The 24914-nt window shown below is 67.0% G+C and carries 24 protein-coding genes, 1 other RNA gene and 1 pseudogene; 20 read left to right on the forward strand and 6 right to left on the reverse strand.

Annotated features, from left to right (window positions below; translation table 11 throughout):
- Window positions 1-2 precede the first annotated feature (2 nt).
- Window positions 3-455 carry a hypothetical protein gene (locus tag E0H92_RS24480; protein WP_131497842.1) on the reverse strand — a complete coding sequence of 151 codons (453 nt, stop codon included), beginning with the start codon at window positions 453-455 and terminating at the stop codon, window positions 3-5.
- A 50-nt stretch (window positions 456-505) separates the two neighbouring features.
- Here E0H92_RS24480 and E0H92_RS24485 point away from each other — a divergent pair, with 50 nt between their 5' ends.
- The 3 genes from E0H92_RS24485 to E0H92_RS24495 are packed head-to-tail and all read left to right on the forward strand — an operon-like array spanning window position 506 to window position 3803.
- Window positions 506-1381, forward strand: a complete 876-nt coding sequence (locus tag E0H92_RS24485; protein ID WP_131497843.1) for a nitrilase-related carbon-nitrogen hydrolase — start codon at window positions 506-508, stop codon at window positions 1379-1381.
- Between the two features lie 13 nt (window positions 1382-1394).
- On the forward strand, window positions 1395-2801 hold the full coding sequence (gene hydA, locus E0H92_RS24490) for a dihydropyrimidinase (RefSeq protein ID WP_131497844.1): 1407 nt from the start codon (window positions 1395-1397) through the stop codon (window positions 2799-2801).
- A 9-nt stretch (window positions 2802-2810) separates the two neighbouring features.
- A complete protein-coding gene (locus E0H92_RS24495) occupies window positions 2811-3803 on the forward strand; it encodes a TIGR03842 family LLM class F420-dependent oxidoreductase (RefSeq protein ID WP_131497845.1) in 993 nt (330 codons plus the stop codon).
- Here the strand turns inward: E0H92_RS24495 and E0H92_RS24500 are convergent.
- Complete coding sequence (locus E0H92_RS24500; RefSeq protein ID WP_131497846.1) at window positions 3800-4207, reverse strand: cytidine deaminase family protein; 408 nt, start codon at window positions 4205-4207, stop codon at window positions 3800-3802. The genes E0H92_RS24495 and E0H92_RS24500 overlap by 4 nt on opposite strands.
- Window positions 4208-4402: 195 nt before the next feature.
- Between E0H92_RS24500 and E0H92_RS24505 the strand changes: the two genes are divergently transcribed.
- A complete protein-coding gene (locus E0H92_RS24505) occupies window positions 4403-4606 on the forward strand; it encodes a cold-shock protein (RefSeq protein WP_130382162.1) in 204 nt (67 codons plus the stop codon).
- 57 nt (window positions 4607-4663) lie between these two features.
- On the opposite strand, the gene E0H92_RS24510 is transcribed toward E0H92_RS24505, so the two are convergent.
- Window positions 4664-5932, reverse strand: coding sequence for an ABC transporter substrate-binding protein (locus E0H92_RS24510; RefSeq protein WP_131459985.1), 1269 nt, complete (start codon window positions 5930-5932; stop codon window positions 4664-4666).
- A gap of 829 nt (window positions 5933-6761) precedes the next feature.
- On the opposite strand from E0H92_RS24510, the pseudogene E0H92_RS45185 reads away from it, so the two are divergent.
- Window positions 6762-7196 (forward strand): annotated as a pseudogene (locus E0H92_RS45185) (MFS transporter); the annotation flags it as partial.
- A gap of 54 nt (window positions 7197-7250) precedes the next feature.
- Here the strand turns inward: E0H92_RS45185 and E0H92_RS24520 are convergent.
- Window positions 7251-8300 carry a carbohydrate kinase family protein gene (locus E0H92_RS24520; protein WP_238152489.1) on the reverse strand — a complete coding sequence of 350 codons (1050 nt, stop codon included), beginning with the start codon at window positions 8298-8300 and terminating at the stop codon, window positions 7251-7253.
- Window positions 8301-8419: 119 nt separating this feature from the next.
- Between E0H92_RS24520 and E0H92_RS24525 the strand changes: the two genes are divergently transcribed.
- From E0H92_RS24525 to E0H92_RS24585, 14 genes are all read left to right on the forward strand, one after another.
- A complete protein-coding gene (locus E0H92_RS24525) occupies window positions 8420-8800 on the forward strand; it encodes a hypothetical protein (RefSeq protein WP_238152488.1) in 381 nt (126 codons plus the stop codon).
- Window positions 8793-8960 (forward strand): hypothetical protein, encoded by a 168-nt coding sequence (locus E0H92_RS44270; RefSeq protein WP_165547081.1) that lies wholly within the window; start codon window positions 8793-8795, stop codon window positions 8958-8960. The genes E0H92_RS24525 and E0H92_RS44270 overlap by 8 nt, the downstream gene beginning before the upstream one ends.
- Window positions 8961-9148: 188 nt before the next feature.
- Window positions 9149-9838, forward strand: coding sequence for a cell division ATP-binding protein FtsE (ftsE, locus tag E0H92_RS24530; protein WP_131287181.1), 690 nt, complete (start codon window positions 9149-9151; stop codon window positions 9836-9838).
- Between the two features lie 19 nt (window positions 9839-9857).
- Complete coding sequence (gene ftsX, locus E0H92_RS24535) at window positions 9858-10769, forward strand: permease-like cell division protein FtsX (protein ID WP_131287179.1); 912 nt, start codon at window positions 9858-9860, stop codon at window positions 10767-10769.
- Window positions 10770-10856: 87 nt separating this feature from the next.
- The gene (locus E0H92_RS24540) at window positions 10857-12302 is read left to right on the forward strand and encodes a M23 family metallopeptidase (protein WP_131459982.1); all 1446 of its coding nucleotides are present in this window, start codon (window positions 10857-10859) and stop codon (window positions 12300-12302) included.
- 21 nt (window positions 12303-12323) lie between these two features.
- Complete coding sequence (gene smpB / locus E0H92_RS24545) at window positions 12324-12797, forward strand: SsrA-binding protein SmpB (RefSeq protein ID WP_131459981.1); 474 nt, start codon at window positions 12324-12326, stop codon at window positions 12795-12797.
- A 28-nt stretch (window positions 12798-12825) separates the two neighbouring features.
- Window positions 12826-13566, forward strand: coding sequence for a hypothetical protein (locus tag E0H92_RS24550; RefSeq protein ID WP_165549951.1), 741 nt, complete (start codon window positions 12826-12828; stop codon window positions 13564-13566).
- A 73-nt stretch (window positions 13567-13639) separates the two neighbouring features.
- On the forward strand, window positions 13640-14200 hold the full coding sequence (locus E0H92_RS24555; RefSeq protein WP_131287171.1) for a DUF1707 and DUF4870 domain-containing protein: 561 nt from the start codon (window positions 13640-13642) through the stop codon (window positions 14198-14200).
- An 83-nt stretch (window positions 14201-14283) separates the two neighbouring features.
- Window positions 14284-14661: a transfer-messenger RNA gene (gene ssrA, locus E0H92_RS24560) on the forward strand.
- A gap of 292 nt (window positions 14662-14953) precedes the next feature.
- A complete protein-coding gene (locus E0H92_RS24565; protein WP_131497847.1) occupies window positions 14954-16273 on the forward strand; it encodes a tyrosine-type recombinase/integrase in 1320 nt (439 codons plus the stop codon).
- On the forward strand, window positions 16266-17873 hold the full coding sequence (locus tag E0H92_RS24570) for a hypothetical protein (RefSeq protein ID WP_131497848.1): 1608 nt from the start codon (window positions 16266-16268) through the stop codon (window positions 17871-17873). Before E0H92_RS24565 ends, E0H92_RS24570 begins: the two co-directional genes overlap by 8 nt.
- 152 nt (window positions 17874-18025) lie before the next feature.
- The gene (locus E0H92_RS24575; RefSeq protein ID WP_131497849.1) at window positions 18026-19939 is read left to right on the forward strand and encodes a hypothetical protein; all 1914 of its coding nucleotides are present in this window, start codon (window positions 18026-18028) and stop codon (window positions 19937-19939) included.
- Window positions 19932-20354 carry a hypothetical protein gene (locus tag E0H92_RS24580; protein WP_131497850.1) on the forward strand — a complete coding sequence of 141 codons (423 nt, stop codon included), beginning with the start codon at window positions 19932-19934 and terminating at the stop codon, window positions 20352-20354. Before E0H92_RS24575 ends, E0H92_RS24580 begins: the two co-directional genes overlap by 8 nt.
- A gap of 48 nt (window positions 20355-20402) precedes the next feature.
- Complete coding sequence (locus E0H92_RS24585) at window positions 20403-21428, forward strand: abortive infection family protein (RefSeq protein ID WP_165549953.1); 1026 nt, start codon at window positions 20403-20405, stop codon at window positions 21426-21428.
- A gap of 229 nt (window positions 21429-21657) precedes the next feature.
- On the opposite strand, the gene E0H92_RS24590 is transcribed toward E0H92_RS24585, so the two are convergent.
- The gene (locus E0H92_RS24590) at window positions 21658-22227 is read right to left on the reverse strand and encodes a TetR/AcrR family transcriptional regulator (protein WP_131497852.1); all 570 of its coding nucleotides are present in this window, start codon (window positions 22225-22227) and stop codon (window positions 21658-21660) included.
- A gap of 70 nt (window positions 22228-22297) precedes the next feature.
- On the opposite strand from E0H92_RS24590, the gene E0H92_RS24595 reads away from it, so the two are divergent.
- Window positions 22298-23902 carry an MFS transporter gene (locus E0H92_RS24595; RefSeq protein ID WP_131497853.1) on the forward strand — a complete coding sequence of 535 codons (1605 nt, stop codon included), beginning with the start codon at window positions 22298-22300 and terminating at the stop codon, window positions 23900-23902.
- 83 nt (window positions 23903-23985) lie between these two features.
- On the opposite strand, the gene E0H92_RS24600 is transcribed toward E0H92_RS24595, so the two are convergent.
- Entirely contained in the window at window positions 23986-24828 is an 843-nt protein-coding gene (locus E0H92_RS24600; RefSeq protein WP_165549955.1) for an alpha/beta hydrolase, read from the reverse strand.
- Window positions 24829-24914: the final 86 nt, after the last annotated feature.

The following is a 24914-nucleotide window of genomic DNA, read 5'->3' on the forward strand; positions in this document are numbered from 1 at the left end:
TGTCAGGTGGATGGACTCCACCGGACCCAGCAATCGGTCCCGTCCGACCGGTAGCGCTCTCCGCCGTCGAAGCGCCAGGAGGCGACCAGGCGCCGCGCGTCCGACGGCACCCGCCGATGCGGTGCGAGGAGCCCGGTCAGCTCGTCGTACCGAGGGTCCACGCCGCCGTGCGCGGGATGGGCTTCGACCGAAGCCTCCCCGGCTTCGTACTGCCGGTTCCACCGGACGAAGATCAGCCATGATTCCCGCTCCAGCGCGACCAAGTGCTGCTCTGCGGGCCACAGGTAGTACTCGTCCAACCGCTCCGCAGCATCGTCTTCATGGCGCTCGAAGTAGTGCGGGACGCCGTCGAGATCGACGATCCCGGCGCGCGGACCGTCCCACCAGTCGAGCTCGACGTACACCTGCTGGAAGCCGTCGGCGATCAGTTGCGCTCGGTCCGCGGTCTCGGCCATGTGCGGAGGTTACCGATGCGCCGCATCCGTTGACGGGTGACCCGGGGCGGATGGAGCATGGGACCTCTACTTGGGGAGGTCTTGTGGCGGAGGTTGTCAGGGCTGCACTTGTTCAGACGTCGTGGACGGGTGACAAGGAGTCCATGATCAAGGCGCACGAGGACTACGCGCGGCAGGCGGCGGCCGCGGGTGCGAAGGTGATCTGTTTCCAGGAGCTGTTCTACGGGCCGTACTTCTGCCAGAAACAGGACGCCGAGTACTACGAGTACGCCGAGTCCGTGCCGGGCCCGACCACCGAGCGGTTCGCCGCGCTGGCGCGGGAGCTCGGGATGGTGATGGTGCTGCCGATGTACGAGCAGGAGCAGCCGGGCGTGCTGTACAACACCGCGGCGGTCGTCGATGCCGACGGCACCTATCTCGGGAAGTACCGGAAGAACCACATCCCGCAGGTGAAGGGCTTCTGGGAGAAGTTCTACTTCCGGCCGGGCAACCTCGGGTACCCGATCTTCGACACCGCGGTCGGCCGGATCGGCGTCTACATCTGCTACGACCGGCACTTCCCGGAGGGCTGGCGGGCGCTCGGGCTGGCCGGCGCGAAGATCGTCTTCAACCCGTCGGCGACCAGCCGCGGACTGTCGGCGTACCTGTGGAAGCTCGAGCAGCCGGCCTCCGCGGTCGCGAACGAGTACTTCATCGGCGCGATCAACCGGGTCGGGATCGAGTCCGAGTTCGGCGACAACGACTTCTACGGTACGTCGTACTTCGTCGACCCGGAGGGGAAGTTCGTCGGCGACGTCGGGCACGACCACGATCCGGAGCTGATCGTCCGCGACCTGGACCTGAGCCTGCTGGACACGGTCCGGGACCGCTGGCAGTTCTACCGCGACCGCCGGCCCGACGCGTACGGAGACCTGACGAAACCGTAGAAGGGGAACCGGGATGTCTTTGCTGGTCAAGGGTGGAACCGTCGTCGGACCGACCGGGACCCGGGTCGCGGACGTGCTGGTCGAGGGCGAGAAGATCGTCGCGGTCCTCGACCCTTCGTTCACGCCCACGATCGCCGTCGACGAGGTGATCGATGCCACCGGCAAGTACGTGATCCCGGGCGGGATCGACGCGCACACGCATATGGAGCTCCCGTTCGGCGGGACCGCGGCCAGCGACACGTTCGACACCGGCACCCGCGCGGCGGCGTACGGCGGGACCACGACGATCATCGACTTCGCCGTCCAGCGCACCGGCGAGGTCGTGCAGGACGGGCTCGCCGCGTGGCACGCGAAGGCCGAGGGCGAGTGCCACATCGACTACGCGTTCCACATGATCCTGGGCGGTGTCGACGCCGACGCGCTGAAGGCGATGGACCAGCTGGTCGCCGACGAGGGCATCACGAGTTTCAAGCTGTTCATGGCCTACCCGGGCGTCTTCTACTCCGACGACGGGCAGATCCTCCGCGCGATGCAGACCGCGCGCGAGAACGGCGCGATGATCATGATGCACGCGGAGAACGGCATCGCGATCGACGTCCTGGTCCAGCAGGCGATCGCCAAGGGCCAGACCGACCCGATCTACCACGGCATCACCCGCCCGGCCGCGCTCGAGGCGGAGGCGACGAACCGCGCGATCGCGCTCGCCGAGGTCGCGCAGGACTGCCCGCTGTACATCGTCCACCTGTCCGCGAGCCAGGCGCTCGAGAAGGTCGCCGAGGCTCGGCACGAGGGCCGGAACGTGTTCGCGGAGACGTGCCCGCAGTACCTGTACCTGACGCTCGAGGACCAGCTCGGCGCACCCGGCTTCGAGGGCGCGAAATGGGTCTGCTCGACACCGTTGCGCAGCAAGCACGAGTCGCACCAGCGGGACCTGTGGAAGGGCCTGCGGAACAACGAGTTGGCGATCGTGTCGACCGACCACTGCCCGTTCTGTATGAAGGACCAGAAGGAACTCGGTCTCGGCGACTTCTCCAAGATCCCGAACGGGATCGGCGGCGTCGAGCACCGCGTCGACCTGGTCTTCCAGGGCGTGGTGGACGGGAAGCTGTCGCTGGAGCGCTGGGTGGAGACGATCGCGACCACGCCGGCCCGGATGTTCGGGCTGTATCCGCAGAAGGGGATCGTGCAGCCCGGGTCGGACGCCGACCTGGTGATCTACGACCCGAACGGCACGACCCGGATCGGGGTCGCGACGCACCACATGAACATGGACCACTCGGCGTACGAAGGGGTCGAGATCAAGGGCCGGGTGGGCACCGTCGTGTCCCGCGGCGAAGTGATCGTGGCTGACGGCAACTACCATGGCCGGAAGGGCCGGGGCAGGTTCCTGAAGCGCGGCCTGTCGTCTTATCTGATGTAGGGGGCTGACGTGGACTTCGGTGTGGTGTTCCAGTGTGATCCGCCCGCGTCCACGATCGTGGAGCTGGCCCGGAAGGCGGAGGACGCCGGGTTCTCGTACGTGTGGACGTTCGACTCGCACCTGCTCTGGCAGGAGCCGTTCGTGATCTACAGCCAGATCCTCGCGGCCACGCGCCGGGTGGTGGTCGGGCCGATGGTGACGAACCCGGGGACCCGGGACTGGACGGTGATCGCGTCCCAGTTCGCGACGCTGAACGAGATGTTCGGGAACCGGACGATCTGCGGGATCGGGCGCGGTGACTCGGCGTTGCGGACGCTCGGCGCGCAGCCGGGCACGATCGCGGAGATGAAGCAGTGCGTCGAGGTCGTCCGGTCCCTCGCGCGCGGCGAGACCGTCGAGTATCGCGGTCAGCAGCTGAAGTTCGCCTGGGTCGAGAACGGCGCGCTCGACGTGTGGGTCGCGGCGTACGGTCCGCGCGCGCTGCAGGCGACCGGGGAGGTCGGCGACGGGTACATCCTGCAGTTGGCGGATCCGGATATCGCGGAGTGGATGATCACCGCGGTACGGCGTTCCGCGGAGCAGGCCGGCCGGGATCCGATGGCGATCAAGTTCTGCGTCGCGGCCCCGGCGTACGTCGGGGACGACCTGGATCACCAGCGCGAACAGACGCGCTGGTTCGGCGGGATGGTCGGGAACCATGTCGCGGACATCGTCGCGCGGTACGGGACGTCGGGCGCCGTACCGCAGGCGCTGACCGACTACATCGAGGGCCGCAAAGGGTACGACTACGCCAAGCACGGGCGCGCCGGCAACACGCACACCGACTTCGTACCGGACGAGGTCGTGGACCGCTTCTGCATCCTCGGCCCGGTCGAGAACCACCTAGCCCGCCTGACCGAACTGAAGGAGCTCGGCGTCGACCAGTTCGCCCTGTACCTCCAGCACGACGCCATGGAAGAGACCCTGGCGTCGTACGGGAAGGACATCATCCCGAACGTCTAAGGCGTCCAGCGGTAGGCGCCGGGCAGCAGGTCGGTGGCCAGGACCGAGGCCGGGCCGTCCTCGGTCGGGAGGATGACGCGGATCGTGGGGTGGTAGTCGATGAGGACCTGGCGGTCGCGGCCGCACGGGCCGACGACGCCGCGGCCCTCGTTGCCTACGGCCACGATTGTGGTGAGTTCGCGGGCCCCTTCGGCGCGGGCCCGGCCGAGGGCGACCAGCTCGGCGCACGGGCCGCCGGTGAAGTGGTACAGGTTGATCCCGGCGTACATCCGGCCGTCGGCCCCGCGCACCGCGGCGCCCATCGTGTAGACACCGTCGGGTCCGTCGGTGTTCGCGTCGACCGTCCGGCGGGCCAGCTCGATCAGCTCGCGGTCGTCGTCGGTCAGCGGTTGCAGGGTCAGCATGTGCCCTACCCTGCCACGCCCGGCGCGGCCGATGGGAATGAATTATGCGGATTCGTGGTTGTATGGACCAGGTCGATTTTCAGTAGCTGTGGTTTATCCCGATCTTTCCTTGAAAGAGATGGTGTGCCGCCGGTGCGACAACGGCCGGGTCTGCCGCGACCGCGGTGTGCCCCATCTCCACAGAGGAGCAACAACATGGCACAGGGAACTGTGAAATGGTTCAACGCCGAAAAGGGCTTCGGCTTCATCACCGTCGACGGCGGCGGAGCGGACGTGTTCGTCCACTACTCCACCATCCAGACCGACGGCTTCCGTAGCCTCGACGAGAACCAGCGCGTCGAGTTCGACGTCGTCCAGGGCCCGAAGGGGCAGCAGGCGGAGAACGTCAACGTCGTCTGATCCCAGGTCAGTACGGACGCGGCCCCTCACCGGACGGTGAGGGGCCGCGTCCGTTCGTCAGCCGGTGATGCGTTTGAGTTCGGCCTCGGTCACCGACTTGACGGTTTTGATCTCGGCGGCCGGGTCGGCGCCGCTGCGGATGATCTTGTTCAGCGCGTCGGAGTACGCCGAGCTCGCCTTCGGCGACCAGAGCAGCGGGTTCTGCGGGCGGCCGTTCTCGTTCAGCAGTTTGACCGCGTCCGCGGCCGGGCCGGACTTCAGCTTGTCCGCCTTCGCCGACAGGCTCTTGCGGGCCGGGACGTGGAAGCCGTACGACTGCGCGAAGTCGAGCTGGTCGTCGGTCTGGTCCACCCACAGCCACTTGACGTACTTCTTCGCGGCGTCGAGGTTCTTCGACTTGGCGTTCACACAGGCGCCGTACCCGCCGACCGGGACACTCGGCGCGCCGGTGGTGGCGTTCAGCTTCGGCCAGGGGAGTACGCCGTAATCGCCGGGGAGCGCCTTCTCGATCACCGGGAGCGTCCACAGGCCGGTGAACTGCATCGCGGTCAGGCCCTGGGTGAACGCGGCCGGGTCGGACCAGTCGGTCGGTGCCCCGAGCAACAACACCTTCGAGGTCCAGAACTCCCGCAGTTTGCGCAGCGACTCGAACGCGGCCGGGTCGTCGAAACCGAACTGGTTGTCCTTGGTCAGGTAGTCGACACCGGCCGACCAGAGCGCCGGTCCGCCGAGCACACCCACACCGCCGTCGTTGCCGACGAACAGGCCCTTGGTCTTGGCGTTGGTGAGCTTCTTCGCGGCGGCCAGCAGTTCGTCGACGGTCTGCGGCGGCTGTACGCCGGCCGCGCTCAGCAGGCTCTTGCGGTACACGAGCAGCTGCATGTCGATCACCTGCGGGATCGCGTACAGCTTGCCCTGGTACGACATCCGCTCGAGCAGGCCCGCGTTGAAGTCACTCTTCGCGTCGCCGAGCAGATCGGTCAGCTCGACGACCTGGTTGCCCTTGATCATGTCGATCGTCGGCCCGTTCGGGTACTCGAACACGTCCGGGCCCTGGTCGGTGAGCAGCGCCGTCGCGGCCTTCTTCTCGTAGTCGCCCGGCGACCACTGGATCGTCACGGTCGCATCCGGGTACGCCTTCGCGTACTTCTCCACCGCCTGCTGCGTGCCCGCCTCGCCGTACTGGTGGTACCACTGCTGCAGCGCCGGCTTCGACCCGTCCGATCCACCGGACGACGGCCGCCCGGAGTTCGATCCGCATCCCGCCACGGCCATCGCGGCCAGTCCGGTTCCGAGCCCGAGTATCTGCCGCCGACTGATCGTCATCGCCCGCACCTCTCCGTCCAGCGCGGTCCCACAGCCCGCGCACCATCTCAGACCCTACGATGTAGAGTGGTCCGCATGTTCTCGCCCCGTGACTAGAGACGGCTCCCACGCCTCGCGTGGTTCGAGCCCTATTCCGTCGTGAATCTCTAGGAGCGTTCTCGTGTCCGGCACACCTCGTGCCGGGAGCTACCGCGACGTCCTGCTGTTGCCGTCGGCGCTGCGCACCTTCGTGCCTGCGTTGCTCGGCCGGCTGTCGTACGGTCTGCTCCCGTTGTCTCTGCTCTTCACCGTCCAGCAATCCACCCATTCCTTCGCCACAGCCGGCGCCGCGGTCGCGGTGTTCGGGTTCGCGTCGTTGTCGATGCCGTACAAAGCGCGGCTCGTCGACCGCTTCAGCCAGCGCCGCGTCTTACCGCCTCTCGCACTAGGCGCAGCCGTCGGCCTGGTCTTCATCGCAACACTTGGTACGTCGAATGCCGCCGTACTGCTGCTCGTCGGCGCGACCGGGCTGCTCGCGCCGCCGTTGGGTCCGTCGATGCGCTCGAACTGGCGGCAACTCACCGAGGGCACGACGCTGAAGGAACGCGCGTACGCCCTCGACGCGGTGTCCGAGGAGTCGCTGTTTCTCGGCGGACCGCTGATCGCGGGCACGTTGATCGGTCTGGTGTCCGCACCGGCCGCGCTCGGCTGCTCGGCCGCTCTGATGGTCGTCGGCACGTTCGCGATGGTGACGAGTCCGGTGACGACCGCGACGTCGGCGTCGGTACCGGCTCGGCATCCGATGGGGCCGTTGGTGATTCCCGGTCTGCGGCGGATCCTGTTCGTCATCATGGTCACCGCGACCGGGATCAGCGCGGCGTACGTCTGCGTGGCAGGTGTCGCGCAGCACGCGGGACGCCCCGGAGCGGCCGGGTACGTCGAGGCGGCGATCGCGGCGGGCAGCGTGGCCGGCGGGATGCTTTGGGCGCGCCGGCGTCATACCCGGTCCTGGTCGACCCACCTCGGCGGGCTGATCGCCGTACTGGCCGCCGGGCTGCTCGCGGCGTCGTTCGTGACCGACCTGGTCGTGCTCGGGGCCGTGCTGGGCATCGCCGGCGCCGCCGTCGCCCCGCTGTTCGTGGTCTCGTACCTGGCCGCCGACGACGTCACGCCGCCGCACCAGCGGACCGAGGCGAGCACCTGGATCAACACCGCCAACAACCTCGGCTCCGCTGCGGGGTCGGCAGCCGCCGGTTTGGTGCTCGAACGGGCCGCGCCGTCCTGGGGATTCCTGGGCGGCGGCGTACTGCTGGTCCTGGTCGCGCTGGTGGTGCGGGCGTCAGGCGTCCGACAGGCGCGCGATCGTGGCCGAGGCGCGCCGGACGATCGGGACCGGCCCGGCCGGGAGGACGTCCCCGATGAAGGCGTAGTGCTCGAGTACGGCGGGATCGACGTCGCCGGGGCGGTGCCGGCTGTGGTCGCGGACCCAGTCGATGATGTCGCCCCAGCCGGGCGCCGCGAGCGAGCCGCCGAAGTGCTGGACCGAGAGGCCCGCGCACAGGTTGCCGAAGGCCAGGCGGTGCGCGAGCGGCCAGCCGCGGAGGGTGCCCAGCACGAGTGACGCGAGGAACACGTCGCCGGCGCCGGTCGGGTCGTACGAGCGCACCGGCAGCGCCGGCACCTGTTCCTCCTCACCGGTCGCCGAGTCGATCGCCAGTACGCCGTCCGCGCCGTTCGTCACCACTGCGAGCGGGACCCGGTCGGCCAGCTTGTGCAGCGCGGCCTTCGGGGTATCGGTGCGGGTGTAGGCCATTGCCTCACCCGCGTTCGGCGTGAAGGCGTGGAACCCTTCGAGGACGTCGAGCACCGCCGGCGACCACTCGTCGGTCGGATCCCAGCCGACGTCGCCGAACAGCAATGCACCGGACTGCCGCGCCTCGACCGTCCAGCCCGGCAGTTCCTCGGCCACCGGGACGATCGCCGACCGCGTCTTCAGCCCCGGACCCACCAGCTTGCTCGGATCGCCGGGCGCCTCGTGCGCGTGCGTGACCATCGCCCGGTCCCGGTCGATCGACATCGACACCGTGACCGGCGAGTGCCAGTGGCCGATCCGCCGCGAGTGCGACAGGTCCACGCCCTCCTGGTCCGCGAGGGTCCGCCAGCAGAAGTCGGCGTACGCGTCGTCACCGAACACCGAGGCCAGACCGGTCCGCAGCCCGAGCCGCGCGGCCGCGATCGCGAAGTTCGCGACACCGCCCGGGCACGACCCCATCCCCTCGGCGAAGATCTCCGTACCGGTGGTCGGGGCGGACGCCAGCCCGGTCATCACGATGTCGAGAAACACCGTCCCCTGCACGAACACGTCGTAGCGGTCCTGCTCGTCCGTCACGGTGACACGACTCCTTGTCATCCTGGTTGTCGGTGGCGGGTGGAATGCTCCTTCGTAGCATCATCGACCGGTCAAGACCATGGAATTGGGAGGACGCAGATGAGCGCCGGGGTGTGTCCGTGATTCCTACCTGGATCTCGATCGTCGGGGTCGTGATGACGGTGCTGAGTCCGCTGCTCGCGCTGGGTGGTGTGTTCCTCGGGGCGTACCTGACGCGGAAGTCCGACCGCGAGCTCGACGTCTGGCGGCACCGCGAGGAGACGATGCGGATGGTCCGGTGGGCCGTCGAGCAGATTCTCGAGGGCGAGGACGCCGGGACGGACGCCGGTGTGGTGACGCTGCGTTCACTGATGAGATCCGAGCTGTTACAACCCGAGGACTACGATCTGGTCGCCGCGCTGACCGCCGCCGTAGCGATCGACCGCATCGGCGCGTCCGCGTACGCTGATATCGCGGACACCGACATCGAGGTCGTCGAGGGAGACAGTGACCATGGCTGAGAAGAAGACCGTGAAGGTCTCCCGCCAGGCTGTCGAGCTGGCCCGGTTGCACGTCGAGGCCGCCCGCCGAGCCGGCCGCAAGCCCGACGCCGGCGTCGCCCGGATCGCCGACGCCCGCCCCGACAACGGCAACGGCACCCCGTCACCGGCCCCGGCCTGACGGACGAGCCTGACATACGGCTGTTTCAAACGCGCCGGGTATCGGACGCGGGTGTACGGACCGGCACGTCTGGTCGGCGGCACGCCGTGGAGCGCCTAGACTGATCGCCGGCCGCTCCGGTGGCGTACGGTGCACTTCGTGGTTACCGTCGCGTCGCTCCCTGTTCCCGACCACGGCCGGATGAACCCGTGATCCGCTTCGAGAATGTGTCCAAGACGTACGAGGGCCAGTCCAAGGCCGCTCTGCTGAACGTCAACGTCGAGATCGAGAAAGGCGAGTTCGTCTTCCTCGTCGGTACCTCCGGGTCCGGCAAGTCGACGTTCCTTCGTCTGACCCTGCGCGAGCACCGGACGTCCAAGGGTCACATCATGGTGGCCGGCAAGGACCTGAACCGGCTGCCCAACTGGCGGATCCCGCAGATGCGGCGCCAGATCGGCACCGTGTTCCAGGACTTCCGGCTGCTGCCGAACAAGACGGTCGCGGAGAACGTGGCGTTCGCGCTGCAGGTGATCGGCAAGCCCCGCGCGCACATCCGCAAGACGGTGCCCGAGGTCCTCGAGCTGGTCGGTCTGGACGGCAAGGAGGACCGGATGCCGGACGAGCTGTCCGGCGGTGAGCAGCAGCGCGTCGCGATCGCCCGCGCGTTCGTGAACCGGCCGATGATCCTGATCGCCGACGAGCCCACCGGAAACCTCGACCCCGGTACGTCGGTCGGCATCATGAAGCTGCTGGACCGGATCAACCGGACCGGGACGACCGTGGTGATGGCCACCCACGACGTCTCGATCGTCGACCAGATGCGCAAGCGCGTGATCGAGCTGGAGAACGGCCATGTCGTCCGCGACGAGTCGCGCGGCGTCTACGGCTACCAGCACTGACCAGGGGACTGACTGACTGATGCGCTTGAACTACATCCTCTCCGACCTCGGGATCGGCCTGAAGCGGAACCTCTCGATGACGATCGCGGTCGTCGTCACCATCTGGGTCTCGCTGTCGCTGTTCGGCAGCGCGCTGCTCGCCCGCGAGCAGGTCGACCTGATGAAGGGGAACTGGTACGACAAGATCCAGATCTCGGTGTTCCTGTGCACCAAGGACTCCGGCGGCCGCGGCTGCTCCGGCGCCGAGGTGACCCAGGAACAGAAGAACCGGATCCAGCAGGTCATCCAGACGAACCCGGACACCGCGCCCGACGGCGTGTTCTCGGAGTCGAAGAAGGAAGCGTTCGAGTCGTTCAAGAAGCTGTACAAGGACTCGCCGATCGTCAGCACGGTCACCGAGGACCAGATGCAGGAGTCCTTCCGGGTCAAGCTGCGAGATCCGACCCGCTATCAGAACCTGGTCAGCGCCGTCGCCGGTCTTCCCGGCGTCGACACCGTCCAGGACCTCCGCCAGTACCTCGATCCGCTGTTCAAGGCCCTCAACGGCCTACAAGTCGGGGCCCTGATCGCGGCCGGTCTGCTGCTGGTTGCGGCCCTGATGCAGATCTCCAACACGATCCGGCTGGCGGCGTACGCCCGGAGACGGGAGATCGGCATCATGCGCCTGGTGGGCGCCTCGAACTTCTATATCCAGCTGCCGTTCCTCCTGGAGGCGGTGCTGGCCGCCTTGGTGGGCGCGATCTTTGCCTGCGGCACCTTGTGGGTCGGGGTGTACTTCGTGGTCATGCAGCGGGCCCAGGAGACGTTCCGCGTCTGGCAGTGGGTCGGCGCGACCGAAACCTTCCGGGCCACGCTGATCATGGTCGTGGTCGGCCTGATCCTGGCCGTGATCCCGACATTCCTGACAACGCGGAAATACCTCAAAGTCTGATCTGGGTGACCTATGGTGCTGTATCAGGAGTAACAGCAGTCACTCCTGTACCGCACACAACTGCATCCCAGAGCAAGGGGTCGACCTGTGGTCCCGCACTTCCCCGGTGCGAACCCGCGCGAGCGGGGGAGCATCAAGCGAGACGACAGCACCGGCACCTCCACCGCGCCGTACCAGCGATCACGTAAGCGACCGCCGGGCCGGCAGACGGCGGTTGCCGCTTGCTGCCTTGTCCTGTCCCTGTCCGCCGGTGTCCTGGCGGCGGTTCCGTCCGCTCCGTCCGCGGAGGCGAAACCGCCGGATCCGGTCGCCAAGAAGAAGCAACTCGACGCGCAGCTCGGTCAGCAGAAGGCCGATCTCGACGACGCGTCCGACCAGCTCGGCAAGTCCGTTGCCGCGTACAACCAAGCCGTCGTGAAGTACCAGGCCGTCCAGGTCCGGTACGCCGCCGCGCAGGGGCAGCTCGCCGCCGCGAAGGCCGCCGACGCGGTTGCCGCGGGCAAGCTTGCCGCGGCCGAGGCGGCGTTGCGCAAGGCGGTGTCCGATGTCGAGGCCGGCGAGAAGCTGATCGCGGAGAAGCGGGCTGTCGCGGGGCGCGCCGTCCGGTCGGCGTACCAGCAGCAGAACGGTCTGGTCGGCCTGTCGATCGCGCTGCGCGGCGCGGCGCCGGCCGACATCGCGACCGGGATGCAGGTCCAGCGGAACGTCTTCGGTATCCAGAGCAACGCGATCACCAACCTGAACAACGCGCAGGCGCAGCTGGCCAGCAAGCGGGTCAAGGTCGCGGCCGCCGAAAAGGAGTCCGAGGCCGCGCGCGCCGAGGCCGCCGCGACGGTCAAGCGCGTCACCGAGCTGACCAAGCAGGTCGCGGCCGACCGGGCCGAGGCCGCGGCGATCGCGAAGGTCAAGCTGACCGCGTTCAAGGCCGCCGAGAAGGAGAAGAACACCGAGCTCGCGCAGTACAACTCGCTGCTGCGGGAGCGGAACCGCGTCGAGCAGCTCCTGATCGCGCGGGCGAAGGCGGAGAAGGAAGCCGCCGCGCGCCGGAAGGCGGCAGCCGAGAAGGCCGAGCGGGAGAAGGCGCGCAAGGAGAAGCGGAAGCCGCGGGACATCCCGGACGATCCGCCGTCCTCCGGCGGCGGGGGCCTGAGCTATCCGGTCAGCAGCTACATCACGTCGCCGTACGGAATGCGTTTCCACCCGGTCCTGCACTACTGGAAGCTGCACGACGGCACCGACTTCCGCGCTCCGTGCGGTACGCCGATCCGCGCGGCGGGCTCCGGGGTGGTGACGGACAAGTACTACAACGGTGGTTACGGGAACCGCCTGTTCGTGTCACATGGTGTGATCGACGGGTCGTCCATCACGACCGTCTACAACCACCTGTCGCGGTACAAGGCGCGTGTCGGTGAGCGCGTCCAGAAGGGCGAGATCATCGGGTACGCCGGGACGACCGGCTACTCCACCGGTTGCCACCTGCACTTCATGGTCTACCAGGACGGCCGCGTGGTTAATCCGATGAAGTGGTTGTGAGCCACCTGCGATACTGGTCGGATGGTGAAACAGACCGGCCGGGAGAAGCCGATCGCGCAGAACCGTAAGGCGCGACACGACTACCACATCGAGGACGTGGTGGAGGCCGGGCTGGTGCTGACGGGGACCGAGGTCAAGTCCCTCCGGCAGGGCCGGGCCTCCCTCGTCGACGCGTTCGCCGCCGTCCGCGGGAACGAGCTCTGGCTGCAGGGCATGCACATCCCGGAGTACAAACACGGCACGTGGACGAACCACGAGCCCCGCCGTACGCGGAAGTTGCTGCTGCACAAGGACGAAGTACAGAAGCTGATCCGCGAGGTGGAGCAGCAAGGGGTGTCGATCATCCCGTTGTCGCTGTACTTCAAGGACGGGTACGCGAAGGTCGAGCTCGGCACCGGGCGCGGCAAGAAGGACTACGACAAGCGCCACGCCCTCGCCGAACGCCAGGCGAACCGCGAGGCCCAGCGCGCCCTCTCGGACCGCCGCCGCCAGTAGTACCCCCTGGGTGGGCTAGGTTGCGACTGTGCTCGCTCTCGCGGTGCCTCGCTGGCTTGAAGCCGTGGGCGGAATCCTGTTCGGGATGGCCCTGTTCATCGGTGGAATCGTCGTGTTCGGCCTCCTCATCGCGCGCATCGGCGGTCCGTGGGTCGACCGGGCCAACGCCAAGCTTGCCAAGGAACAGGCCGGCGCCGAGCGGTACGGCTGGCTCCCGGGGACCGACGCCGACGGGCAGCTGCACGCGGCCGGCTGCCGGATCTTCGCCCCGGACGGGAACCTGCGCCGGACCCTGGTCGGCGAGTACCAGGGCCGCCCGATCCGGATGGCCGAGTTCGTCTACAGCGAAGGGGGTCGGTTGCCGAGCACCTCGGTCAATCACCTGGTCGCGATCGAACTGCCCGTCCGGCTGCCCGAGCTGGCCATCGGTCACGACCTGGACATCCGCGCCGAATCCGTCCTCGACGAGAGGGCGGCCGTCGAGCCGCGGATGGCGCGGGTCGAGGTGGAGAGCGAGGACTTCAACCGCCAGTTCCGCGCGACCGCTCTCGACGCGCGGTACGCGTCCGCCGTACTGCACCCGCGGCTGATGGAATGGCTGCTCAACCAGCCGCCACTGAACTTCTGGATCTCCGGGAGCCTGCTCGTCGCGTACGCCGCCAAGCCCTGGACGGTCCCGCAGACGCTGACGGCGCTGCCCGTGCTGAGCGGGGTCGCCGACCTGATCCCGCCGTTCGTACTATCGGACTACGGGCAACCGGTGCGCTGATCCGGGTCCGGTCAGGGGCGCTTCGGGGGCGAACCCGATGGGGCGAGCGGCCGTCGGCGCGCAGAGTGGAAACATGTCCACATCAGAGCTGCTCGTGACGCCGGCCCAGCGCGACCGGGCCGTCGAGATCCTGAAAGAAATGTACGCCGACGGTCGGCTCGACCACATGGAGTTCGACCTCCGGCTCGAGAAGGCCCTGAAGGCTCGCACCCGGGCGGAGCTGAACAGCTCGTTCGACGGGCTGGTCTCGCGGCCGGTCCCGACGTTCGCCCCGGCCGCCTTCACCCGGCCGGCGCCGCTGCAGACGTACCGCGGCGACGGGCGCGGGATGGGCACGATCGCGCACTGGCTCGGGTACCCGACGTCGTTCGTCGGCCCGGCGCTGGTCGTCGCGACCTCCGGCCAGAAGAATCCCGCCGTACGCCGGCACGCCGTCGAGGCACTGAACTTCCAGCTGACCGCGTTCGGGGCGTTCGCGCTGCTGGGGATCGCGACCGGGATCACCGACGGGTTCCTGGGGTTCCTGTTCCCGATCCTCGGGATCCTCTGGTTCCTGCTGACCGGCATCGGCGGCCTGGCCACGGCGGCAGGCGGCAAGTTCCGCTATCCGTTCACCCTGCGCCTGATCAAGTAGGGAATGTCAGGTGCGGGCAGCCTGTTGGACTTGGTAGTGTGGATCTTCCACCGCGGTACGGGTGGGAGTTTGACAACTCAACAGGGGGTGAACGGTTTCGACTTTGGACGTACGTTCCAAGGGAAGCGGGCCGAGGATCCAGGGTTATCTCGTTAACGATCTCTGGAAACCAATAACTGCCAATTCCAAGCGCAGTAGCTTCGCTCTCGCCGCCTGACGGCCTGAGCACTTAAAGAAGCGGTCAGCCCGGGGATGCTCTCGCCCCGGCCCCTGGCCTCATTTAGAGAGCTTGCTTTGCTAGCCCGGTCACGGGGTTAGTACGGGACATTTACAGTGACTGAGCCTGTCAGCGAGACGTCTGTACAAACGCTGGGGCTGAGAAAAGCGCCATTCAGACTGCGCCCGGAGAAGCCTTGAAGCGACGCCGAAGGACGCGGGTTCGATTCCCGCCACCTCCACATGCCGGATTAGATACCCCTCATACGAGGGTGTGTCGGTCCGCCACAATGAGACCTCCCTGCCTAGTGTCATCTGCAGGGAGGTCTCGCTGTATCTGCCCGCACCCGGGACCTCGGACCATCAGCCGGTGGACTTTGGAGGTGTGGGCGAGTGCTCAGGGCACGTATCGACCGACGCGCAGTGCTGAGCCTGAATCTGCCAGGGAGTACCAGCGCCCCCTCCGACGTCGTGTCCCTGCTCGACGCACGTGGCGTCCCAGACGGTCTTCCTGTCTACCTTGACGACGATGGGGCGATGACCGGGACCCGGCGCCTGAACGAGTACATGCTGGCAGCCCGCCGGGACGGCGGCATGAAGCTCGACAGCATTACGAACATGCACTCGTACCACCTCGCGCGGTGCCTTCGGTTCGTCCGGCGCCGACGAGCCGAGCTGCAGGCAGAGCATGCTGACATTCCGGTGGCCGACTGGCTCGCAGCCTACGGCGAACCGACCACCTGCCTGACCGAGACCACCAGGGACGACCTCCGCGCGTACAGCGAGCACCGCCAAGCGACCGTGAAGCACCACTCGTGGAACACCGAGGAGTCCGCGATCGCCGGCTTCTTTGTCTATGCCGTCGCCGCCAGCTGGATCGACCGGGATCCGCGGCCATTGTGGGGGCGCAACCAGCGAGACACCCTCCGCTCCCGCGTCGCGCACCACCGCAACGCCAAGTTCCTGACCGAGCTCCAACTGCGCGCCTTCCTCGAGCACGGCCTCCGCAGCAGTCAATTGCTGCCCGGAGCACCGAGCTACCCGGACCGCGACTACTGCTACGGCCTGACCTTGGTCAGCACAGGCATGCGTCGAGCTGAAGGCGCGGCGCTCCTCGACGTGCAGATCCCACCGCCTCACGCCTTCCCGCCGGGCGGCGTCATCGAGTTCGTCATCACCGGCAAGGGGGCGCGTCCGCGCACCGTCTACGTCGCCCGGGAGTTGGCGACACAGATCGAGCTGTACCGGATCGGGGAACGGGCTCGGCTGGTCGCCGCCGTACAGCCCACCCTGAGACGCCGGAAGCGCGCTGGCGCGGTCGATCTCGTCGAGACACGGGACTTCGACACCGGCAGTCAGCACATCCGCACCAGTCCCAGCGGCGAGTGGATCCCGATCGAGGTCCTCGATGGCAGCGCTCGAGCCACCATGGTGACCCGTGCTGCGGACGGCTCCCTGAACCCGATCAGTCTCTTCCTCGGCCGTAATGCCCGCCCTCTCGTCGAGCACTGGGATCACGTCTTCGACCTCGCCGACGCCCGGTTGCGGAGCGGCAACCAGCCAGACACGCCGCCGGCGCACCTCAAGGTCACACCGCACGTCATGCGGCACACCTTCGCGGTCCGCATGCTCGCCGCGTTGATGCGCGAGGGCCGCGAGCGCAGCGCCGACCCCTACCAGTTGCTCGCCAACCCCGTCATCACGGTCCAGCAACTTCTCGGCCATGCCAGCCCCGAGACGACCCAGGTCTACCTCTACGCCGCGGAACGATTCACCGAAGAGCTACCCGCCGCGCTGCGCGGGCACATCGCGAACGCGCTCGGCCACGAGACCAGCACCGAGGTTCCAGTTGCCTGAGCCGACGGTCGACATCGCCGCCCCGCGCGTCTGGATCCAGAAGGCTCACGGCGAAACCTTGCGCCACTACATCAGACCGGCCGACTTTCGCTGTACGGCGCTCGCCGCGGAGCTCGCCGACGCGTGGCTTGATGTCGCTCCCGAGCTGCCCGGCAGCTTCGGCTCGGTGCGGGACGGGATCCGGTCGCTGCTGCGGTATTTCGATGACGCGATCCACGGACCGCAATCGCTGTCGGAACTCAGCCGTGAGCAGCTGGATGCCTGGGAGCTACATCTTGTGCACATCCAGCGACGAGACCGGGCCGAACGCCACTACCGAGCCGTCGTTCACCTGTTCGCGCTGCTGCGTCGCATCGACGATGACCGACCCGGCTACCTTCGACCCGAGGTGTCCGCGCGGCTCCTGCGCGAGTCTCGGCTGCACCATATCCGCAGAGCCAACGTCCCACCGTTCCCTATTGAAGAAGTCCTCGCCCTGGCCGAAACCGCAGGGGCGATGGTCAGGGCTGCACTCGAACAAGTCCGCGTCGACCCCAGTTCCTTCGCCGGGCCGGACGCCTCCCTCATAGCAGCCCTCCACATCCTGGTGGCAGCCAGCACCGGCGAGCCGCCCGAAGTCATCCGACGCCTCACGACCGACGACGTCACGCCGACCTACCGCAGGCGCCGCGACGGAGGACCTGTCCAAGGGAGCAAGCTGGAAGCGCTCGCCGTCGACTACGTCAAGACCCGCGCTCGCATCAGCTACACCGTGGGCTACACCAGCCGACATCCCGACGCACTCGCGGCCTACGGAGCCGTCCTCGAGCTCACCGCTGGACCGCGCGCCGAGAGCGGCATGAAGCAGCTTTGGCTGACCCGCAACGCGGCCGGTCATGTCGTCCAATGCAACTGGAAAGGCCTCGCGTTGCTCCAGAACTGGTGCGCCAGGTACGCCCCCGATCTGGAACTGAGCACACCGGTACAGTTCAGGCGCATCCGCAAGACCGTCACCACCGCCGAGGCGCTCGATAATCCGACCCGCTACCTCCGTACCGGCCGCCGCCACACACCCCAGACCTTCCTCGTGCACTACGCCACCTCACCGATCCTTCGAGCCGAGGCCGGTCGCGTCCTGGTCGAGGCCATCACCACCAAGTTCAACGCGGCCGTCAACGGACCCACCGTCGTGACCCCCGAGGCCGAGGACCTGATCGCGGCCGGAGAACCCGCACCAGGACTCGACGCGGACCTTGTCAAGAAGGCCGCGATTGGCGAACTCGATACACCCACAGCAGCCTGCAAGGACATCAAGGCGTCACCGTTTGCTCCAGCCGGACAGATCTGCCCATTCACGGCAGACGGCACCTGCTACACCTGCGGAAACGCCCTGATCATGCGCCACCACCTGCCCGGCGTGCTCGCGACGGTCAACCGGCTCGCGCCCCACAAAGCAGCGCGTATGGAGGACTGGAACGAATCCTGGAGGGACCTCTACGAGTACCTGACCGAGCACGTGCTTCCGTCGTTCAGCGACGACGACATCGCCGCCGCGCGCCAGGGCGTCGACGAGGTCCCGATGTCGGCTGGCTTACTCAACCAGCCCCGAGGTGAAGCCTGATGTCCAAACCACGCTTCATGTTCGACGAGGATGCCGGGCCCCTGAGGTCCGCCTGCTTCGCCGATGATGAGCTGGTCTGGCCTGGCGAGCCGAGTGGCCCGCGCTTCGGCGAGGTCCTCTGGAATGTGGCTCCGCTGGTTACCCGATCGAACATGACTGAGCGCAGCATCTGGTTCGGTGACCTGGCTCCGACCTGGTCGCTGGCGCTCCGAGAGGCCTGTGGCTTCCTGGCGCAGCCCACGCACCCTGCCCTCGTCGACGCAGGGGTCGTCTGGCGAGCGCGAACGAGGGCTCTGAACGGAATCACCGACACCGCTTTTCACCTGGCCACGATCGCGCGCTGGGCGACAGCGCGCGGCACCGAACGGCCGGCCGACCTCACCCAGGCAGATGCAGACGATCTGCTGTTCGCGCTCGCAGCCGGTACGCACCGCCCGCACGGGAGACCGGTGAAGCCAACCAGCAAACGCGCCTACATCGAAGCCCTGCGCCTTCTCGACGAGCTAGCACCGGCACTGACCGGCCCAGGCGGCCTCACCTTCTTCCCGTGGCCGGGGCGCACCACGATCAACGTCTCCGGCGACGCGGCACCGGTGGAAAACCTCACGGCGCCGCTGCCGTGGGAGGTGTGGTCATCGACTGTCGCGGCAGCGTGGTCGTTCATCGACCGGTTCAGCGACGACATCATCAGGGCACACGAGATCGCTCGCAGCTTGCCGGAAAGGCCCCGTGGACCGTACGGGCAACGCGCCAAACGGGTCCTCGAGGAGCACCTCGAGCACGGCGGAAAGATCCCACTGCATACCGGCTTCGCTCGCTCCCCTCGACCGCGGGGCAGGCCCAACAAACTCCTCCTGGCGATTCTGCTCCGGATCAACCCCTCGATCCTGAATCCAACCCACCACTCCTACAACCAGCGGATGGACGAACTGCTGGACGAGCTAGCGACTGACCCCGCCCGAACCTCCTTCGGCGGCGTCACCGAGGCCACTGTCAGGATCGAGCTCCCTGACGGCACGCGCGTCCCTTGGGTGAGCGAGCTGGGCCGCCGGGAGATCGAATACCTCATTTCAGTGCTCCGCGCCGCCTGCTACGTACTGATCGCGGCCCTGACAGGCATGCGGGATAGCGAGCTGCAGGCACTCGCCGGCAATTGCGTCACGCAGACCGACGGCCTGCCCGCGCTGACCGGTGAACAGTTCAAGGGAGAGCGCGGCGACCACGCGCGTGAGCGCTCCTGGTGGGCCCCAACGCCTGTCATCAAGGCCGTCCAGGTGCTCACCCGAATCACCCTCAACCCCGAGAAACTCTTCGCTCGATCTGCCTCCGAGCTGTCCGCGTACCCGCCCACGCGTGACGTCCGCCGTCTCATCGAGTTCGTCAACGCAGACCCGTCCGAACGCCCCGGTCGCGGCCCAGACCTCGGACTGTCAAAGGTGCCCGCCGGTCGCCACAAGATCAACCAGCTGACGTTGAGGCGATCGTTCGCGGTCTACGCCTCGACCCACCCGACAGCCGAGCTCGGACTGGGCATCCAGCTCGGACATTGTGCGCTACGCATGACATCTGGCTACTACACCGACGGCCAGCGCGTGGCTGTCGGCATCTACAACGACGAACGCCGCAATGTCGCACGCGAGCAGGTCCGGCGCATCGTCCAAGGAGAGCAGCGAGCAGTCGGTGCCCTGAGAAAGGAGGTCGACCGCCAGTTCAACGCCCTCGTCGTCAGCAACCCAGACCAGGCCGACCGAATCGTCAAGCAGCTCGGCGACAACCTGCACCTAGGACTCATGAACGATTGCGTCTACAACCGGCTCAACGCGCCGCGCGCCTGCGCGGACGGCCCGAAGCTGGTCAACCACAAGTGCATCGCGCACAACTGTGGCAACGCGACCTGGACCACTGCCCACGCACTCGCCATCAGTGCCCACGTACGCCGCCTGGAAGACTTCATCGACGGCGACCGAATCCACCCCGAGCTACGAACCGAGTACGAGCGCGAGCGGCGGTTCTACGTCGAGTTGCTCAGAGATCTTCACTACAACCAGGAGGAGTTCGGTGCCTAGCCCCAAGCCGAAGCAGGTCAGCGATGATTCGATGGCGCGGATTCGGGCAGCGATCCAAACACTCAACGATGAGCCCACAACTCCCCGCACCAAGCGCGAACTGCAACGCCGCACCGGCCTGTCCCACGACTTGGTCGCTCGAGCGTTTCGGCAGGATGACGAATATCCGGAGCGGTGGCAGCTGCGTCGACTATTCGACGCGCTCAGCGATGGGCCATCACGCAGGCGGACACCTGAACAGGCCAAGACGGACAAGCTTCAGGCCTTGCTGGAGCACCGCAACGCCGAGAACGCGGCGATGCGTCAGCAGCTCGACGGAGCGGCCTCCGTGATCGTGGCGCTTGAACTTCAACTCGGTGCTATGGGGAACGAGAAGGTCGTTGCCATCTCGTCTCGTCGCCCCGGGTGGCGATGAACTTCAAGCCCTGCATACAACCCAGGTCGGCCTGAGATGCTGGGTCATGTGACAGACGACCCCTACGACCGCTTCCGTGTCCCGCTGCCCGAACACATCGGGACGGCGCACACAGAGGCCATCGACCTGGAACTGCAACGCTTCTCTCGTGCGATCGACGCCCGGGACGACGGGCAGGCGATCGGCTACCTCAAGTGCCTCATCGAAGCCATCGCCAAGGTGGTCCTGGACCTCAACGGTACCCCGGCCGGCGGATCCGACAGCTTCGACCCGACGGTGAAGCAGGCACACGACCTGCTCGCAGCCCAACCGGGACACGAGCTCGCCAACGGCACTCAGTTCGGCAATCTCGCGACGCAGGCGCGCAAAATGGCAGTCTCGATGAGCACTATTCGCAACAACTACGGAGGCGGGCACGGCCGAGCCCGACAGCCCGAGCTTCAAGCCGAGATGCTGGACCTGGCTATGGACGGCTCACTCCTCTGGGTCCGATGGGCCATCCGGCGTCTCGGCTACTTTGCCCAAGGACGTCCCGAGACCCTGATCCGCGATCTCGTCGGCGATCCCACCGGCCAGATCAGCTTCTATGCCGGCGACCTCACTTCTCGCCTGCAGAGCGCCGACTTGCCCAACATCGATCCACGCCATGCGCGCTCAATTGGACTCGCAGTGGGACAGCGGGCAGCGCAGCACACCTTCAACGTCCGCATCGAGGGGGTCGATGCCGCGGTCAGTGACAACGACCTCGAGCGCTGGCCAACCAGCTACCGCGTCGGTGTCGCGAACGGCCTGCTGTTCAGCCCAGATGAACTTCCTACCATTGCCGTTGCCAACGTCCAACCAGCACTGCAGGTCTGCAGTCCGGTCATAGATGCCCCGGACGAGATCGCGACGCTGCTGCGGCGTGTGATTGCCACACGGGCACCGGGACCCCTGCCGGGCGACCCGCAGCCCAACCTTGACCTGCTGTGGTTCGTGGAGCAGCACGCCGGCAACAGACCGGCGGACGAACAAGCAGCATGGAGGGATCTTGCCCACCACCTTCGTGGCGAAGCGACAGTATCCCGAGCCTAGGCTTGAACAGCCGTCCGGCCGTTTGGTGTCAGTCCGCCGCGCGCAGCACGGAGGGCACTCAGGCCGACGCCGACGCCGACGAAACGTCCAGCCGTCATTCAGGTCCACCCCTGAACGCGCAGGCCAGAGCACATCCTGACATGCGCATTCTGCTATCCGCGCGAGACCGCGCCACGTCGTACTCCGCTCGTGGTCGGTGAGTGCCTGCAGCCTGCCTAGCGCAGTGGATCTACTGCTCGCTCGCGAGGACCCGCACAGCACTGACAACCTGCTCGCTGGACGGTAAGGACTCCGGACTGAGCAGCGCTTGCAGTGACAGACCAACGATGAGTGAGTGAACTACGGCCCCCAGGCCTTGGGCGGTTGCGCTGTCGATCTCTTCGGGCTGACGACCGAGAATCATCGCGGCCAGGTCTCTGCGAGCTCCCTCGGTGGCGGTGGTGAGCAATTGGCGGATGTCGTCGGCGAATGCAGCTTGGGCATAGGCCTGCACGCTCGCGATGAGTATTTCCCGTTGGCCGGACATCGCCGCTATGAGTTCGTCGACGCAGACCTGGAGTCGCTGGGCCGGGCTCGCGTCGCCCGCGGCGAGCACAGCCGCGTCGATCGCGTCGCCCCATTCCCCCTGGGCCTCCAATACTGCCGCGCTCATCAAGCCGTCCTTGGACCCGTAGTGATACCCGATCGACGCCAGATGGGCACCGGACGCCATCGCGATATCCCGCGCAGTCGTCCGGTGATACCCCTTCTCGACGAGACATTTCCTCGCCCCGACCAGCAGGTCCTCGCGTTGGCCCATGCGTCACAAGCTACCACTTGAACGTACGTACGTATTGTCTCTCGATCTGTACGTACGTACGATCACAGCCATGCGAACTGACCACACCCGTGCAAACTGGCGCACCTGGTGCGGTCTCCTCGTGCTGCTCTGCCCGGCGCTACTGACCTCAATGGATGCCTCGATGCTGTTCGTCGCCGGCCCGGCCATCGCCGAAGCACTTCACCCCACCTCAGATCAATGGCTCTGGGCGATGGACATCTACAGCTTCGTGATGGCTGGCCTGCTGATGACCATGGGGAGCCTCGGCGATCGCATAGGCCGCAAACGGATTCTGCTCATCGGGGCAGCCGTCTTCGGCGGCGTCTCAGTCGCAGTGGCCTATGCCCCCACTCCCGAACTACTCATCCTCGCTCGCGCACTGATGGCGATCGGTGGTGCCACCCTGGCGCCATCGACCCTCTCCCTAATCCGCGGAATGTTCGAGGTCGAGAGTCAGCGCCGTACTGCGGTGGGAGCGTGGACTGTCGCCTTTACCGGCGGCGCCGTGGCAGGTCCCATCCTTGGTGGCGTACTGCTGAACCACTTCTGGTGGGGAGCAGTGTTCCTTGTCAATGTTCCAGTCATGTTCGTACTCCTCATCGCGGCTCCATTCCTCATCGCCGAGCGGAAGAACCCAACACGGGCGCGCTTTGACCTCTTGGGCGCCACCTCTTCCCTCGTCGCGATCCTGAGCCTCGTCTTCGCCACGACCCACGTCGCACGCGACGGCATGACGGTTACCACGTCCGCCGCTGCCGCAGCGGGCATCGTGGCCGCGGCGGTGTTCGTCATACGGCAGAACCGCGCATCGCACCCCCTGATCGACCTCACCCTGTTCCGCATCCCGACCTTCTCCGCCGCAGTCGCCACCAACACAGTCGTTGCATTGGTGACGTCGGGACTGGGCGTGCTCGCGTTCCCGTTCATGCAGGACGTGCACGGACTCACGCCTCTGCAGTCCGCTCTGTGGGCGTTGCCGACATTGGCCGGTTCCTTCGCCGGCACTGCGGCCGCCACCGCACTCACCGGCCGGCTCTCGTCGGCCACTCTCCTGACCACCGGACTACTGTCTGCCACGAGCGGGCTAACCGTCATCACCACGCTCAACCCGCAGACACGACTGTGGGTCTTCCTCGCCGGATACACCATCCTCACCTTCGGCGTCGGACTCACTGCCACGATCGCTAACTCCCTTGTGCTTAGCAGTGCCCCGTCCGAACGCGCCGGAGCCGCATCCGGAATCTCCGAAACCACCACGATGCTCGGCGCTGCAGTCGGAATCGCGACTCTCGGCACCATCGCCAACGCCGTCTACCGCACCACAATGACCAGCTCGGCACCCGCTGGCACTAGACCCGACGCCCTCGAAACTATCGCCGGTGCAATAGCGACGGCACGACATACTGCTGACCGCATCGCCGCCGAACTCCTCGATGCAGCCTCCGTTGCCTACACTCACGGACTCACCGTGGCCGCCCTCGTCGGCGCAATATTCACCGCATTGCTGGCCATAACACTGATCGCTACCGCACTTCGAAGCCGGGACGGTTCACCAGTTGGTGTCAGAGGTCAGGTCCGAAGCCAGCCGACCACCCCCGAGGTGTCATCCCACAGGCCGGAACTGGAGGACACCGGAGATGACGCTCAGCCATAGATGACACCGCCAATCCGGCATTTAGGTCCACCCCTTGAGAAGTGCCTGGTCAGAGCAACATCGACCAGGCACTTCGTCGTTTCTCAGGTGGAAGGGGCGCGGAGGAAGGTCAGGAACGTCTGGCGGAACGCGGACGCGCTCTGGCCGTCGGGTGTGTAGAGGGCTTGTTGGGCGTGGCCGGAGCCTGCGGGGAGGAGCAGGAGGCGGGATCGTGGGGTGGTCTTGCTGATCGACGTGATTTCTGGGACGGAGGAGGCTGTGTCGTCTCGGGCCAGGACGTAGAGGACTGGCTGGCTGATGGTTCGGGCGACTGACGTGGCGCTTGCGTTGGGGGCGTCGGCGGTGCCTAGGGGTGTTGTCAGGCCGGCGGTGGAGAGGGAGACGGCGGCGGTGATGCCGGAGTTGGGGCGGGCTGCGGCGATGAGGGGGATGGAGCCGCCGGCGGAGGCGCCGACGACTACGACCTGGGTGGCTCCGCGTTTGCGTAGGTCGGCTACGACCGCGAGGAGGTCCTCGATCGGCCGGACCTCGTTGGCGCAGGTGCTTGCGCCGATGCAGGTCTGGTCGTAGGCGACTACGTTCAGGCCGGCCTTGGCGAGCCAGCCGATTTCGTTGGCCCAGTTGCAGATACCTCGCGATCCCGAGCCGTGGACGAGCACTACGCCGAGCTTTCCGCTGCCCGCAGCGGCCGAGTAGAGCTGTACGTCGTTGCGCACCTTGATCACCCGTGGTGTCGCGGCGGGCTGAGCGGCCACGCCGCACCGCTCAGCCAACGGGCTGAGCTCCACCGACGGCGACGGCGACGGCGACGAGGGCTCGGACGGCTGGCTGGTTGACGGTGTGCCGGTGGACTGCGGGGTGGACGGCCCCGAGCATCCGGCGAGCAGCAGACCAGCAGACACCAAGACCGTTCCGAGGGGACGCACGATGACAGATCCTTTCGGTCGCCGGTCGGTGGATCATAAGCCGACGATCTAGACCGGTGCCAGAACGTGCATCGGCCTGCCAGGGC

It is taken from the genome of Kribbella speibonae (assembly GCF_004331375.1).
In the GTDB taxonomy this organism is placed as follows: Bacteria; Actinomycetota; Actinomycetes; order Propionibacteriales; family Kribbellaceae; genus Kribbella; species Kribbella sindirgiensis.